Origin of the sequence: Peribacillus sp. CSMR9 (assembly GCF_033141925.1) — a bacterium.
Classification (GTDB): Bacteria; Bacillota; Bacilli; order Bacillales; family DSM-1321; genus Peribacillus; species Peribacillus simplex_A.
Window position 1 is genome coordinate 108,293 of the sequence record NZ_JAOPHO010000005.1, and the last position, 15,604, is coordinate 123,896.

The 15,604-nt window shown below is 39.8% G+C and carries 14 protein-coding genes and 1 riboswitch; of the genes, 8 read left to right on the forward strand and 6 right to left on the reverse strand.

The window, feature by feature from the left end; all coding sequences use genetic code 11:
* The first annotated feature begins 20 nt into the window (after positions 1-20).
* Positions 21-1,064 carry a sporulation integral membrane protein YtvI gene (ytvI, locus tag N9I19_RS05620; protein WP_317777212.1) on the forward strand — a complete coding sequence of 348 codons (1,044 nt, stop codon included), beginning with the start codon at positions 21-23 and terminating at the stop codon, positions 1,062-1,064.
* Between the two features lie 346 nt (positions 1,065-1,410).
* Here the strand turns inward: ytvI and N9I19_RS05625 are convergent, their stop codons facing one another.
* Positions 1,411-2,763, reverse strand: coding sequence for a hemolysin family protein (locus N9I19_RS05625; RefSeq protein WP_317777213.1), 1,353 nt, complete (start codon positions 2,761-2,763; stop codon positions 1,411-1,413).
* Positions 2,764-3,378: 615 nt separating this feature from the next.
* Here N9I19_RS05625 and N9I19_RS05630 point away from each other — a divergent pair.
* The 4 genes from N9I19_RS05630 to uptA all read left to right on the forward strand — a co-directional run bounded on the left by N9I19_RS05630 (position 3,379) and on the right by uptA (position 5,820).
* Positions 3,379-3,951: a YitT family protein gene (locus N9I19_RS05630; protein WP_311627318.1), complete on the forward strand. Its 573-nt coding sequence runs from the start codon at positions 3,379-3,381 to the stop codon at positions 3,949-3,951.
* Positions 3,952-4,044: 93 nt separating this feature from the next.
* The gene (locus tag N9I19_RS05635) at positions 4,045-4,758 is read left to right on the forward strand and encodes a FixH family protein (RefSeq protein WP_317777214.1); all 714 of its coding nucleotides are present in this window, start codon (positions 4,045-4,047) and stop codon (positions 4,756-4,758) included.
* Between the two features lie 104 nt (positions 4,759-4,862).
* Positions 4,863-5,027 carry an Lmo0850 family protein gene (locus tag N9I19_RS05640; RefSeq protein WP_317777215.1) on the forward strand — a complete coding sequence of 55 codons (165 nt, stop codon included), beginning with the start codon at positions 4,863-4,865 and terminating at the stop codon, positions 5,025-5,027.
* A gap of 163 nt (positions 5,028-5,190) precedes the next feature.
* Positions 5,191-5,820, forward strand: coding sequence for an undecaprenyl phosphate transporter UptA (uptA, locus tag N9I19_RS05645; protein WP_061465991.1), 630 nt, complete (start codon positions 5,191-5,193; stop codon positions 5,818-5,820).
* 48 nt (positions 5,821-5,868) lie between these two features.
* Here the strand turns inward: uptA and N9I19_RS05650 are convergent, their stop codons facing one another.
* From N9I19_RS05650 to N9I19_RS05660, 3 genes are all read right to left on the reverse strand, one after another.
* Positions 5,869-7,200 (reverse strand): hemolysin family protein, encoded by a 1,332-nt coding sequence (locus tag N9I19_RS05650; RefSeq protein ID WP_089363752.1) that lies wholly within the window; start codon positions 7,198-7,200, stop codon positions 5,869-5,871.
* A 279-nt stretch (positions 7,201-7,479) separates the two neighbouring features.
* Positions 7,480-8,589: a histidine kinase N-terminal domain-containing protein gene (locus N9I19_RS05655; protein WP_061461948.1), complete on the reverse strand. Its 1,110-nt coding sequence runs from the start codon at positions 8,587-8,589 to the stop codon at positions 7,480-7,482.
* Positions 8,590-8,823: 234 nt separating this feature from the next.
* Complete coding sequence (locus tag N9I19_RS05660; RefSeq protein ID WP_061461949.1) at positions 8,824-9,711, reverse strand: cation diffusion facilitator family transporter; 888 nt, start codon at positions 9,709-9,711, stop codon at positions 8,824-8,826.
* Positions 9,712-9,946: 235 nt separating this feature from the next.
* Positions 9,947-10,048, forward strand: a riboswitch (TPP riboswitch).
* A 106-nt stretch (positions 10,049-10,154) separates the two neighbouring features.
* Here N9I19_RS05660 and thiT point away from each other — a divergent pair.
* On the forward strand, positions 10,155-10,736 hold the full coding sequence (thiT, locus tag N9I19_RS05665) for an energy-coupled thiamine transporter ThiT (protein ID WP_061461950.1): 582 nt from the start codon (positions 10,155-10,157) through the stop codon (positions 10,734-10,736).
* A gap of 84 nt (positions 10,737-10,820) precedes the next feature.
* Here the strand turns inward: thiT and N9I19_RS05670 are convergent, their stop codons facing one another.
* Complete coding sequence (locus N9I19_RS05670) at positions 10,821-11,348, reverse strand: universal stress protein (protein WP_061461951.1); 528 nt, start codon at positions 11,346-11,348, stop codon at positions 10,821-10,823.
* A gap of 296 nt (positions 11,349-11,644) precedes the next feature.
* Here N9I19_RS05670 and N9I19_RS05675 point away from each other — a divergent pair, with 296 nt between their 5' ends.
* Complete coding sequence (locus N9I19_RS05675; RefSeq protein WP_061461952.1) at positions 11,645-13,681, forward strand: transglycosylase domain-containing protein; 2,037 nt, start codon at positions 11,645-11,647, stop codon at positions 13,679-13,681.
* Positions 13,682-13,878: 197 nt separating this feature from the next.
* On the opposite strand, the gene N9I19_RS05680 is transcribed toward N9I19_RS05675, so the two are convergent.
* Positions 13,879-14,187, reverse strand: a complete 309-nt coding sequence (locus tag N9I19_RS05680; RefSeq protein WP_061461953.1) for a hypothetical protein — start codon at positions 14,185-14,187, stop codon at positions 13,879-13,881.
* A 201-nt stretch (positions 14,188-14,388) separates the two neighbouring features.
* On the opposite strand from N9I19_RS05680, the gene iadA reads away from it, so the two are divergent.
* A complete protein-coding gene (gene iadA, locus N9I19_RS05685; protein ID WP_317777216.1) occupies positions 14,389-15,564 on the forward strand; it encodes a beta-aspartyl-peptidase in 1,176 nt (391 codons plus the stop codon).
* The last annotated feature ends 40 nt before the right edge of the window (positions 15,565-15,604 follow it).

A 15,604-nucleotide genomic window follows, 5' to 3' on the forward strand; every position in this document is an offset into this window, starting at 1 on the left:
GTGCAAGGAGGGTTTGTTCAGTGAATGTCGCTGTCTTTTTCCGCTGGTTTTGGAGGGGTATTTTCCTTTTAGGCATATTAATCGTCATTCCCTATTCATGGGCTTTGATTTTAGCATTACTCACAGCCATTCTATTGGATGGATTGGTCCGCATGATTGGTGAAACGGCAAAACTGCATCGGCTTTGGGCAGTATTGATTTCATTTGTTTTATATGTAGGCGGGCTTATGAGCATCACTTATTTTTCCTTTTCGGTTTTAATCAAGAAGATCATTGTCTATTCTGAAGAATTTCCTGGATTCATACGTGAAATGTATTTGACGGCGATATTGCCAGTCATAAGGCAGTGGGAACGGTATTCCCAAACATTGCCGCCAAATCTCATTCTGTCAATAGAACAAACGATGGAAAAGGGGGTCAAGGCTCTAGAGGTTTTCACAGAGGGCTTTGTTCAGGATATGGTGCAATTCGTTACGCTTATTCCGGGATTTTTCATTGATTTTTTAATTTATTTAATCGCTTTATTCTTAATTAGTCTTGAATTGCCAAAGTTAAGAAAAAAGGCATTCCTTTATTTGAAGATATCCACCTATCAAAAGATATCGCTAGTTTATCAAGATTTAAGTATAGCAGCAGTTGGCTTCATCAAGGCACAAATCCTATTGAGTTTAATTACGTTCATCATGGCTTATGGAGGACTATGGTTGTTAAATGTGAAGTATACGATTCCATTGGCACTGTTAATAGTTGTTGTGGACATTCTTCCTATCTTGGGGACGGGGTCTGTACTGGTTCCTTGGGCAATAATTGTTTGGGCGCAAGGAAACCATCATCTAGGGATTGGCCTCGTTATCCTGTTCCTGGTCATTACCATTATAAGAAGGACCATCGAACCAAAAATTTATTCAGCAAATATGGGATTGAGCCCATTGGCATCGTTGGTCAGTCTTTATTTAGGGTTTAAAATGCTTGGTTTCATTGGGCTTTTCCTTGGACCTTCGATATTGATCGTTTATGATACGTTAAAAAAAACTGGTGTCATTAAATCCAACTTCAAAATATGAAAGATTATTAGAGGTTTTTTGCCTGGTTTCTTAAATTTGACATATCCTTTATCGCTTTTCCTTGACCCTTGCAATGATTGCAGTCCCGGGAAAAGAATTGTAGAAAACGGGTTTTCCCTTTCCCTTTGCAGTGTTGGCAAATGGTTATGAGTTTCATAATTCCTCACTCCTTCAAAAAGTATCGCTTTTCTAACAGTATGAAACAATAAAGGTAGAACTATACTTAATTATTATCATTCAAAATAAATGCAGCAGGTTTTATATAATATGTATTTATTTTATTTCATGTACCGGTTGGAAAAAAATAACCCCCTTTCCTGATGTCAATTAGGAAAGGGGGTTATTATCATGAAACGATTTCAGTTTGTGATATCATCGGAAATTCTTTTACTTCGCTTACGACTTTAGCTGGTTTATATATTTCAATATAACAGATATGGTGATCTTTCATTTCTTTTATCTTAAAGTTATAGGGACCATAAGTCAGGATATCACCTTGTTTGGCTTCGTAATTCTCGGTAAGGATCCATCCGCCCATCGTATCAATATCCTCATCGTTGATATCCAATCCAAGTAAATCATTCACTTCACTGATTAATACCTTGGCATCGATGATATAGTGATCTTCTTTTAATTTGCGGACATCCGGCACTTCATCCAGGTCGAACTCATCGCGGATATCGCCGACGATTTCCTCAAGGATATCCTCAACGGTCACCAAACCTGATGTACCGCCGTATTCATCCATGAGGATAGCCATGTGAATGCGTTCCTTTTGCATTTTTAAAAGTAAATCATGAATAGGGATGCTGTCAATGACACGTATGATCGGACGAACATATCGGTTGATCACTGATGCGGCCTGGTTGTTCTTGTCGATCATTTCTGTGAATAGCTCTTTGATATTGACCATTCCGATAACATGATCTTTATCCCCATCTATGACAGGATATCGTGTAAAGTTCTCTTCCGCCATAACGGTGAAAAACTGTTGGATCGTATCATCTTTGGATACCGTTGCTATTTCTGTACGTGGAACCATGATTTCTTTTGCAATCCGATCATCGAATTCAAAAATTTTATTCACATATTTAAACTCTGATTGGTTAATTTCGCCACTTTTGTAGCTTTCAGAAACAATGATACGTAGCTCTTCTTCTGTATGAGCCAAATCATGTTCGGAAACTGCTTTTAATCCTAGCATTTTTGTAAGCGTCCTTGCAGAGCCGTTCAGTACCCAGATGAAAGGATACATGACCTTGTTAAAACCAATTAAAGGTTTGGAAACCAATAAAGTTACTTGCTCCGCTTTTTGAATCGCCAATGTTTTCGGTGCCAATTCCCCTACAACCACATGTATGAAGGTAATGGAAAAAAAGGCAATTGCAACTGAGAGTGCATGTGAAGCGGAATCTGGAAGATTCAATTGATTTAAGAGCGGGTGCAAAATGGTTTCAACTGTCGGTTCCCCAAGCACCCCAAGCCCTAAAGCGGTAACTGTAATCCCGAGCTGGCATGTTGAGAGGTATTCATCCAGGTTGGATATTACCTTCTTTGCTGAAAGTGCATTCGGCTTTCCTTCTTCAATTAATTGATCGACCCTCGTGCTTCTCACTTTAACAATCGCAAACTCCGTAGCTACAAAAAATGCTGTTAAAGCAATTAAAATGGCAATAAGAACCAAGTTTATTATGTCCAAATAGTCTCCCTTAACTCGCCTACGAGACGAATAAGGAGTCCACCTCCTACATTTTTAAAATATACAAGTATATTTTTTTTGCCTTGCTGAATATTTTCGGGAATCATTCAAACTAGCTATGGTATATGGATGTGCAGCTGCTTGAACTCCCATTTTTTTAAGTGATGAAGAGAATAAAAGTATATGCCGATAAGCGATGCGTAGACGGGAAATAGAAGAATTTCTGTATGAAGGAGTGCAGCTATTTTTCAAGAATATGCACATATCCGTTACGCAAAGCAGCGTCCGTCCGTCAAAACGAACATTCTTTAATGCCCCATCAAATCACCTCAATTTAATTAATTTAAATACTTTCATTATAGAAAGAGTTAATGATTCAGTCAAATAGCTTACGGCTCCTTAAATCCGGTAAATTGCTTGTAAAGGATCAATTTGAGCTAATATTTAGCGATATTTGACTGTTTTCTTTACTTTATTGCATTATATTATAGAATATTCAGAAAACCGAGGACCTGCTTCATAAAAAATTGGTCAGTTTCATTATTTTTTGGATGGTATAAACATATTCTATAGAAACTGGACAGGTTTTAATGCAGATTAATGGGGGTGGCGGCCATGAAAATCATGGAAAGGATGGCAGCGATCATTGCCGGCAGCATGCTAGTGGGTGTGGGTATCAATTTTTTTCTGATACCTTTTCATTTATTGGATGGGGGCATGATAGGTATTGGCCTGATTTTTCATTACTATTTTGGACTGCCAACAGGCCTTGGTGTGATTTTGAGCAGCATTCCATTATATATATATGCTTGGTACTTTGAAAAAAAACTATTTCTGAACAGCTTGCATGGCTTGCTTTTTTCCTCTTTATGCATCGATATTTTTTCCGACGCCGTCACCGGATGGGATCTCCCCATTTATGTAAGTGCGATAATTGGGGGAGGGTTGATTGGCCTTGGAATAGGCTTGATGCTTCGGTATGGGACCTCTACAGGCGGAACGGATATGTTGGCACAGATCCTTTCCAGGAAGAGTGGGCTCAATGTCGGTTTGCTGATTTTTATCATTGATGGATGCGTACTGCTTTGCGGATTAAGCGTTGTAGGGACTTCCATTTTTTTATATTCATTTTTAACCATCATCGCGGTAGCCATGCTGACTTCAGTTACCGTGATGAGAACTGGTTGATGTGGATGATGTATAAAAATCCTAAAAAAGGAAAGGATGGGGAATATGGAAAGAGTAGATTTCTAGTCAAATAAATTGTAAGGGGAAGTTATTATGAAAAAATTCTATATGTGTTCTGCGTTGTTATTCATGCTGGCTGGGTGCCAAGAGTCTGAAATGCCAGAGGATAAAGAAGTGAACAGCGCTGTTCCAGAATCGATGGATGCATCGATCGTCATTAAAGGGAAATTGGAGCCTGGAAAAGAAGTCATTCTTGAAACGACAGTAAAACAAGGAAGCCAATTGGTGAATGAAGCTGATGAGGTAATGTTTGAAGTGAGAAAGTCCGGACAGGATAAACGGACAATGCTGGAATCGAAGAGTACTGGAAGTGGCAAGTATCAAGTGATGCATACATTTGATGAACAAGGCAAATATATTGTGGTTTCCCATGTAACTGCCAAAGGCCTTCATGTGATGCCGGAAAAAGAAGTGGTCGTTCCAGAACATGAAAGTGAAGGTGCATCAGCTCATCCGAGTACGGATGTATCAATCGAGTTTCAAAGTAACCCTGTAAAGGCAGGAAACAGTTCGAACTTTGAAGCAAACGTAGAATTGGATGGGAAGCCACTGACAAATGCAGATGTGAATTTCGAGGTGTGGAAGGAAGGCAGTGAGGAGAGTCATTTCACCAAAGCAGAAGAAGATGGAAATGGTACATATCAAAATAAGGTATCATTTGAAGAATCGGGAACATATAAGGTGCAGGTACATGTAGAAAAAGATGAAGTGCATGAACATCAACTGCAAACCATTCAAGTAAATTGACTCCGTGTAAAATGTTTTTTTGGAAGGAATGTTTTAAATAGGTTTTATCCTTTCGTTAAATGGGAAGTTAATGGATAACGATACAGCTGAAAGGGAGGGTAAGCATGAATAATCAAATGATCAACAAGTATAAAAATCTCGGGATTCATATTGAAAAAACGAAATCACGCCAGGAGATTTTCACTAATGTTTCACAAAATGATTCATCCTTACTCACCACGGCTGCTTTTCCTCAATTTTCCCAAAAACGGGAGCTAAAAGAATATTGATGCAATGAGACCGGAGCACATATCAGCTGGTCTTTTTTTGTGCATTCCTAAAAGTGATATAAAGTGAAGCAGGATATGAAAAATCGAATAGAACCTTATAAGCTGAAATAGGATAGAAGGACAAACAATTTGAAATCAGCGGTAAGGGGAGTCCGATTGCATGATATCACAGCTTATTATGACTATATTGAATTGGTTTGCAGAAATGGGGTATATGGGGATTTTATTGGGGCTGATGGTTGAAATCATCCCGAGTGAGCTTGTTCTCGGATACGGTGGTTATTTGGTTGGCCTGGGGAAAATGACTTTTTGGGGAGCTGTCCTTGCAGGTGTGGTAGGTGGGACGATGGCACAATTATTTCTCTATTGGGCTGGTTATTATGGCGGACGGCCCTTTCTCTTAAAGTATGGAAAATATATTTTAATTAAAGAAAATCATATCGTAATGGCTGAAGAGTGGTTTCAACGTTATGGGGTAGGCGTGATTTTTACGGCTCGATTCATTCCTGTGGTTCGCCATGCCATTTCCATCCCTGCGGGAATTGCAAGAATGTCTGTATGGAAGTTTATATTTTATACGGTTGCCGCTGTCATCCCTTGGACCATTTTGTTTCTATCCTTAGGACGGATCCTCGGCGAAAACTGGCAGCAAATCAGGGAAATAACTGCACCTTATATAATTCCGGGAGCTGGTTTTTCCGTTGTCCTTATTATGCTTTATATCATATGGAAAAAAAATACTACGCCTCCAATCGTAACGGTCAAAAAAATGGGACGGTTATCCGATAAGTGAACACAAAAAGCCACGTAAAATGACTTTATACGTGGCTTTTCTTAATAATTATCCTTGGGGAAGGTCCTCTTCCAAAGGAAGCTGTACGACCTTTTTTGTTACCTCGATGGAACGAATGGCGTGGTCTTCCATTTCAATCACTTTAAAGCAGAATCCGTCTTTTTCCATGATGTCCCCTACATTCACATCATAATTTTCAGTAAGGACCCATCCTCCTATAGTATCGACATCATCTTCATCTAAGTGAATGCCAAGTAAATCATTCACTTCCTTTACAAGAAGTTTTGAGTCTAAAATATAGTGTCCATCCTTAATTTTCCTGATTGATGCAACTTCATCGATATCGAATTCATCACGAATTTCCCCAACGATTTCCTCTAGGATGTCTTCAACTGTGACAAGGCCCGAAGTTCCGCCGTATTCATCCATCAAAATAGCCATATGAATGCGTTCTTTTTGCATTTTCAACAGCAAATCGTGGATGGGTATATTCTCCATGACTCGAATGATCGGACGAGCGTAATTTTCAATCGCTTTGATGTGGATTTCACGATTCTTTATAAGATCCGAGAAGACTTCCTTTAAGTTCACTAAGCCGATGACATGGTCTTTATCACCTTCGACAACAGGATATCGAGTGTATTTCTCCAATTTGGCCACATCGACGAATTCCTGTACCGTTTCATCTTTTGATATGGTCATGATTTCTGTCCTGGGAACCATGATTTCCTTAGCAACACGGTCATCGAATTCAAAAATGTTGCTGACATATTTAAATTCCGATTGGTTAATCTCTCCGCTTTTATAGCTATCAGATAGGATGAAACGCAATTCTTCTTCCGTATGTGCTATTTCACTTTCGGATGCAGGCTTGAAGCCAAATAATCCGACAACGAAACGAGAAGAATGATTCAATATCCAGATGAAGGGAAAGGCAATCTTATGGAAAAAAATCAGAGGGCTGGCAATAGCCAAGGCTACTTGCTCGGCCTTTTGGATGGCAACGGTCTTTGGAGCCAATTCACCTACAACCACATTCAGGAACGTTATCAGGGAAAACGAAATGACAAATGTCAGAATGCTTGTGACTTCTTGTGGGATGTTCAAGGCATTGAATAAAGGCCCAACCAATTTGAGGATGGTCGGTTGTCCTAGCCACCCCAATCCTAGAGCGGTAACGGTGATTCCAAGCTGTGTGGCGGATAGGTATTCATCCAGATCGGATGTAACCTTCTTGGCCGCAATGGCTTTTTTGTTTCCCTCTTCAATCAATTGATCGATCCTAGAGCTGCGAACCCTTATGATCGAAAATTCCGAAGCTACAAAAAAGGCAGTTAAAGCGATTAAAATAATGACTAATAAAAAACTTAATATGTCCAATTAGTGTGGGACTTAATTGAATCGCCTGATGTACCGAACGACTTAATTATCCCAGTCACCTCCCAAAACCAATAATGAATGAACTGATGGTAGTGTATTAAATGTTAGAAGAAAAATAAGTATCGTTTATCTTGTATGAAATTATGATGGTTTTTATTTTCAATCTATTGGTCATTCACCTCGATTAGTAGTGGAACCTAACTATTAGTATAAGTAACTGGACGTCAATCAGTCAAAAATTTCAAACTGAATACCCAAGGAAATAAGGATATTTATCCATTATTTAGTTTTCAATTGTATGGAAAAGGTCGTCAGGAAATCGGTAGAGTGGCAGGATAAGGTTCCTTGATGTTTTAAAACGATTTCTTTACAGACGAATAGTCCCAATCCCGTTCCCCTTTTTTTTGTGGTGATGAATGGTTCAAAAATATTCGGCAGGACTTCGTCCGGTATTCTTGGCCCATTGTTGGAAATGTTTAAAGTAAGAATGCCGGGTGGTGATTCAGAGCCTGATATATAAATGGACGGGGATGGCATTCCGGCGACCACATCAAGAGCATTTAAAATGATATTAAGTAAAACTTGGCGAAACTCTTCTTTAGAACCGGAAATGACGGCATCATCGGCAATATTACATGTTATCGAAGCATTTACTTCCAAAATGCTGGGATATAAAAATTCGATTACCTCATTCACTAGCTGAGCAATCGAAAATAGATCAGTTTGTGCTTCTGAAGTTTCTTTTTTGGAAATATTAAGAAATTGAGTGATCCGGTAATTGAGCTGATCCAATTCCTTTGAAATGATATCAAGATATTTTATCTGCGGTTGCTCTGCCTGTAACAATTGTATGAATCCCATTATGGAAGTCAGTGGATTTCGGAATTCATGGACGAAGCTTGAGGTCATTTGGCCAAGGAGCGTCAAACGGTCTTTATGGTTTGGGCTAATGAATTGATAGCGTTCTTTAAGTTCCATCGTTTTCAATTCGGTATAACAGGATAATGCAAAATGAATTAGTTTATCGAAGTAAACGTTTATTTGCTTAATTAAATCGGATACTTCTTCTTTCGTTGCCTCGGAATTCAAAACGTGCTCAACGATGGTGGATCTGCCAATGGTTGCAGTGGAAAAGAAATTTTCCATATCCAATTGTTTATTAACTCGATCACACGCAATTTTTTCACCTACGACCTTCAGTACATCGTCTATGTCAGTATCCGATTTCCCAAGCTGATCCATTAGCAGATTGAAAATATTTTCCACTTCTCCTTTAAAATACCCCATATATCCGTCCGATAAATGGAGCAACTGATCTTTCCATTTGGAAATGATGCTGTTTTTTTGAGAAGATAAAAAGTGAATGGTCATTTCTCGATTAGATACCATTTTGCCCTCCATACTGTAGGAAAATGAATTTTACTTTCGACCCAGAAATTAATTTATTTGAATAAAATACAAAATATTAAAATAATTATTTTGCTTTTATGATAACAGATTAATGTTTTTTACACATGTGTCAATTGGATAAATATTCGGCAATTAATCGATAAATACCTTTTTTTGACACAGTTTTATTAAAGGAATTGCAGGATTTAATAATAAAAAAAGGTATCCGCAAAGTTAATGACGGTTACCTTTTTTATTAAATGCATATGGTTCAATGTGAACGATCACATGCTGGATGTTATATTCCTTCAAAAGATTCTCTTCGATTTTAACCGTAATATCGTGACCTTGGATGACGGTCAAAAGAGGGTTAACATGTACGGTAGTTTCGAGCAGGATTTCACTTCCGTGCATACGGGCTTTAATTTCACTCATGTCCTTAACACCTTCTGTCAGTATAATGGTTTGTCCGATCTTTTGCAGGAGCTGCTCGTCGAAACCATCGGTTAAAGAGATGGATGCATCACGGAAGATATCCCAGGCCGTTTTGCAGATGATGATCCCTACTACAGCAGCAGCTATCGCATCCAGCCAAGGGATTCCCATCTTAGTACCGATGATTCCTATAAAAGCACCAACACTGACAAGGGCATCGGAACGATTATCCTGTGCAACGGCGTAGATGGAAGAGCTGTTGATCTTTTTACTTAACGCTAAGTTATAACGGGAGATTCCGTACATGAAGATTGCAGAGAAAAGAGCGACATAACCGGTCAGCATATTTGGAACGGTTGTTGAATCTTGCTGGAAGAAGGATTCTATAGCACTGTAAACAACCTGGATGCCCACGGTAATCATGATGAAGGCAGCTACCAGCGAGGCTATGGTTTCCGCCCGTAAATGACCATATGAATGATTATCATCAGGAGGTCTCTTCGAAATTTTCAAACCAATCAATACGGCTATGGAAGCGATGATGTCGGTCGTATTATTTAAACCATCTGCCCAAAGCCCTTTAGAATCACCGAAATAACCGAATGACAATTTAAGAGCAGACAAGAATATGTAAGCGGCAATGCTTATGTAGGCGCCTTTTTCAGCTGAAATCGAATGTTTATCCATGTCTAATCCCTCCCCAGTGTAAATTAAAAGATATCAAAACAAACCTTAGTGAGTCTATAGAAAAGTTGTTGCATTTAGCCATCTAACCTGGTTAATTGCAGGTGTATTGAAGTTGGTTAAAAGAAAGGATACCTCCATAAATATGGGAGTGGTAAGTTTTTATGATATGACATTTTCTTTAAGTTGTCTTTTATAGAAACTAGTAGTATATTCTAACCGAGGATCGAAAATTAAATACTTCCACAAGGGGAGCCAAAAGGCTGAGAGTGAACGGTTGAGTTCAGACCCTATGAACCTGATAGTTAACACTAGCGTAGGGATGTGGTTTTGGATACAAGCAATACTGGGCATCCACTACCGCCCCGGTGTTGCTTTTTTGTTTGTGCAAAATCTGGCAGGGAGGGAACTCATGGACACTTTTCATTTTTGGAGAAGGGAGAGACATGATGAAAAATAAAACGTTATTCATGACAGAGGTTGCCATTTTTGCTTCACTGGCTTTATTACTGGATTTGGTTTCTGGATTCATTTTTTCAAGAATCTGGCCGCAAGGAGGCTCGATTTCAATAGCCATGGTACCGATTTTTCTGATGGCATATCGGTGGGGCATCAAAGGTGGTATGTTAACCGGATTGTTACTTGGGCTTTTGCAGATCGTCAGTGGTACAGCATGGATCAGCACGCCGATTCAAGGCTTCATTGATTATTATCTTGCCTTTACGGTTGTCGGGATATCCGGTGTATTCATGAATAAGTTTGTAAATAGCTATAAAGAGGAAAAGCGTTCCAAAGCGAAGTGGTATGGGATTGGCGGCATGTTTTTGGGCAGTTTTCTGAGGTTTCTGTGTCATTTCATATCCGGAATCGTGTTTTTTGGCTCTGCAGCTCCAAAAGGTCAGCCAGTAGTGATTTATTCATTCATTTATAATGGGACTTATATGCTGATCAGTTTTATATTATCGGCCCTTGTGGTGATGATGTTATATTCGGCTGCTTCAAGTGTATTACTGAAAAAAGCCTATTAACAAAAAAAGCCGGATTCTATAAAGAATTCGGCTTTTTTCGGAGATTAAGCAAATTGAGTCTTACAGGGCGAAACGGCTCAATCCTCATTTTGCAATGAATACCGAACAGGGTGCGTTTTTCGCAATGGAGCTGCTTGTACTGCCAAGAAAGAATTTTTCCAAACCGCTTTTAGCGCTATTGCCTACAACGATGAGGTCGGCAGCAGTTCTTGCCGCATATTCACATACGCTATCTGGTGCATGTCCTTCCAATATCTCGAATTTCCCCTTGACTTGACATTCACTTAGCAATCTCAACGTATTACTTTCTGCGTTCTGAACACTACTCTCAACGGCGGAAGGGGTGTCATTGACCATTTGAATTTCTGGTTGTTCGACTTCAACGACGGGATGTGTCTGGACGGGATCCACATAAAATCCAGCAGCCGGTACAAACCCCGGCGCCGAGGCGTTTCCCATGATACGCTGCTCAACCTTATCAAATAGGACATGAACTACGGTCAGCTCGGCCTCAGGAAAGGCCTTTTTCAATGTTGCTCCATATTCCACGGCACGTTTACTTTCTTCATTTCCATCAAAAGCGACGACAATATGTTTTAAATTTTTTTTCATACCATCTCTCCCCTTTTATAAGTCTTTAAAGTGTTATACCCACTTTTTAAGGGTTTCACGCCATTAATCGGTATATAGATCGCAAAATACGGGTAAAGGATAGATACGGCCATTATTAAAAATGGTAGGATGAAATCCTGGTCCTTCAATTGGCGGGCTTATTTTTCATTCGGTGAAGGGGGTATCATCGGCAAGGAAACCGATACCCGGGTATAGTGCTAAAGAAAAGGCGACTTAGCTTAGGCCTTTTAGTCAATCGACGAGTTTTCTTTAATAAAAGGGGTAAAATATTTTTAATGAAACATGTCGCAGATTGGAAAATGGGGGTACAAATGAGAGGGTTAGTGAAATTAGGTCTAATTATTATATTGGTGATTGTGGTTTTAGGCGCCGGTTCACTTTTTTATTTCAGACAGGGTGCAGATATAAGCCATCTTCAAAATATTCTTCAGCAACCAACAGGAATCTATGATCGGGATGGAAATCTTGCCAGCACGATCACGGCAAATAAATCCGAAGGTGTTTCGATAGATGAAATACCGGAACATATGAAACAAGCGGTGGTTTCCATTGAGGATCACCGTTTTTATGAACATCACGGCATAGATTATCAAGGGATTTTGCGAGCGCTGATTAAAAATGCGAAGGCCGGAAGTGTTGTTGAAGGAGGGAGCACGCTTACCCAGCAGCTTGTGAAGATTACGATGCTGGAGTCGAATCGAACACTGAAGAGGAAGATTGAAGAGTTTTTTCTGGCCCAGGAAGTTGAAGATAAATATACAAAAGATGAAATTCTGGATATGTATTTGAATCAAGTTTATTTTGGCCATGGGGCATGGGGAATTAAAAAGGCCGCAAATATTTATTTTTCCAAAGAGGTCTCTGAATTGACCGTTGCCGAGGGAGCCTTGCTGGCAGGTGTCATTAACTTGCCATCCAAACTTGATCCATATAAGAACTTAGACGGGGCAGTGAAGCGGCGTAATTTGGTTCTTTCTAAAATGGCGGAACATGGTTATTTGACGAAAGATGAAGCAGCGGCTGCAAAAAAAGATACAGTGACACTTCTCATGGGGGAGAAGGAAACCGATCCATTAAAAGGGAAGTACCCTTATTATGTCGATCATGTTTTATCGGAAGCATCGAGCAAATATGGAATAGAGCTTGAGGACCTGCTTTCAAAGGGCTATAAAATATACACGACACTGGACCAATCCATGCAGCAGGCTACAGAATCCGTGTATGCGAATGAAGCCAATTTTCCAGTTGGAACGAGTACAGGAGAAATGGTTCAAAGTGGATCAGTCCTCCTTGATCCTAAAACAGGAGGGATAAGGGCAATTGTCGGTGGGAGAGGAAAGCATCAATTTATGGGATATAACCGGGCAACCCAGCTGACAAGATCTCCAGGTTCATCCATTAAACCACTTGTCGTTTATACTCCAGCGGTTGAAGAGGGATACGGTATCACTGCCCCTTTGAAGGATGAAAAAATGAGCTTTGGGGAATATGAGCCAACAAACCTGAGCGGTGTATATAAAGGAGAAGTACCCATGTATGAAGCGGTGATGAATTCCTTGAATGTACCAACGGTTTGGCTTTTGAATGAGATTGGCATCGATAAGGGGCTGGATTCTCTTAAACGGTTTGGGATTCCTTATGAAAAGGATGATCGAAATCTGTCGCTTGCTTTAGGAGGGATGAAGAAAGGTGTGTCCCCGCTGCAGATGGCAGGAGCCTTTTCAGCATTCGCCAACAGCGGGGAACGTATGGAAACCCATGCCATTGTAAAAATAGAAAATAATGATGGAAAAGAGGTAGCCGCCTGGAAAAAGGAAAGCACCAAAGTAACCTCTAAAGGCGTCGTCGATAAAATGAATTCCATGTTGCTTGGTACAGTGGAATATGGCACAGGGAAAAACGCAGCTGTATCGGGTTATGAAATAGCAGGTAAAACAGGTTCAACACAAGTTCCCATCGAAGGAATATCAGGGGTTAAAGATCAATGGTTCATCGGTTATTCACCTTCGTTGGTCGGTGCAGTATGGGCTGGATATGATAAAACGGATGAAAAGCATTATTTAACGACACACAGCAGTCAGGGAACTGCAATCATCTTTCAAAAAATAATGTCGAGAGCATTACAGAATCAAGCATCTCAATCTTTTAATACTCAAGATATCGGACCGCTTATAGCTAAACAACAGGCAGTTATAGCTGAGCAACAGGTAAAGAAAGAAGAGGAGGACAAAAGGAAGCAATATTGGATTGATAAAGGAAAAGAAATTCGGAATGGTTTGAAAAAATGGAGGGATTGGGATGTGCCTTGGTAATTTTCATGAAATGGGAGCATGGCACGCCCGTACTTTCCAATAAATTAGCATAAAAAAAAGACTGTCAATCATTGACAGTCTTTCATCATTCATTAAAAAATGAGATTTGCTATTATGCCGATTACGACGATTGCGCCTATCACCATTAAAATGGTTCTCACTTCTATACACCCTCTTCATGACGTAGTTGGAATCATTTAAATATTAACGGTTTGGTTCGATTGGAATCCAAATGCACTTTCATCATTTTCTTTACAAATAGCCTGTACTTTTTCTAGCATGGCATGTACATTCTCGCCTTCAAGTATGACTTTCATGGTTGCACACTCTTGAAGAATGAGCACAAAGGATACGAAAGTCGAAAGTTTCTTGGCATCGACCAATTTATGGTTGCAGATAAAATATATATTCCCTTTAAATTCTTTTGTAACTTGATATAGGTTCATGATTTGTCGCATGGATAATCTTTTATTTGTTTTAATATCAGAAGAAATCACTTTATTCATGTCGTTTACTCCTTTTGTTTTTATACTTTTGGAAAAGCATAATCAAGATGTCAATGTCAATTCAGCTACAACACTTTTTAAAATGAACAAGTATGTTTGGTCTTTTTTATGTAATTGTTAGCGGGTCATGTTGTATATTTACCCGAGTGAAAGATTTTGAAACCTATTTGAAAATTTCAATTTTTGGAGGGGGAACGAACTATGCTAACACTTATTAAAAATGGGGAGCTTTATGGTCCGGAATATATGGGCCAAAAAGATATCCTCTTGGTTGGAAAGCAAATTGGTTTCATTGAGGACAAGATTGATGTCCCTGCAGAGTTCGTTGAAATGAAAGTGATTGATGCGAGTGGCCAAATTGTGGTTCCGGGTTTTATAGATGCTCACGTACATATTATCGGCGGAGGTGGGGAAGGGGGCTTTAAAACGAGGACACCAGAAATCCAATTAACAGATGCCACTTTAGCGGGTATAACGACATTGGTAGGGGTCATCGGAACAGATGGGACGACAAGGACCATGCCAGCACTGCTCGCTAAAGCGAGAGCGCTTGAAGAAGAAGGCATTAGCTGCTTCGTTCAGACTGGTTCCTATCAAGTTCCAGTCAAGACGTTAACCGGTAAGATCGAAGATGATTTGATTCTTGTGGATAAAATTATCGGTGTTGGCGAAATTGCCATTGCCGATCATCGTTCTTCACAGCCGACTGTAGCTGAACTGGCTAAATTGGCCTCTCAAGCGCGTAATGGAGGTCTGTTGTCCGGGAAAAGCGGTATCGTCAACATTCATGTCGGCGACAGTAAAAACCATTTGCAGGTAATTGAAGAAGTTGTCGAGACAACGGAAATACCGATCACACAGTTTTACCCTACACATATAAATCGAAATCCGCATTTATTCAAAGCAGGGATGGAATATGCAAAAAAAGGGGGTTATATTGATTTTACGACAAGTACGATCAAGAAGTTCCTTGAAGAAGGGGAGGTCAAAGCAAGTACAGCAATAAAGAGAGCACTAGAAGAAGGGGTAGATATCAGGCAGATCACCTTAACTTCAGATGGGCAAGCAAGCCTGCCTGACTTCGATGGCAGTGGCAACCTGCGCGGTTTGAACATTGGTACATGCATGTCCTTATATGATTCTGTCGTAGATGCGGTCATCGAGGATGGAGTGTCAATTGCCGATGCCATACGAGTTGTGACGGAAAATCCGGCAAATATTTTAAACCTCACTAAGAAGGGCCGGCTTGAGGTAGGGAATGACGCCGATATCATCATATTGAAGAAACAAACGTTAGAAATAAATAGGGTTATCGCGATGGGGCAAATCATGGTCAAAGATGGTGAAGCGGTCGTGAAAGGCACATTTGAAAAATAGATCTTTCTAATACCCGTGTAGTGGGGTAAGGAAAAATGAA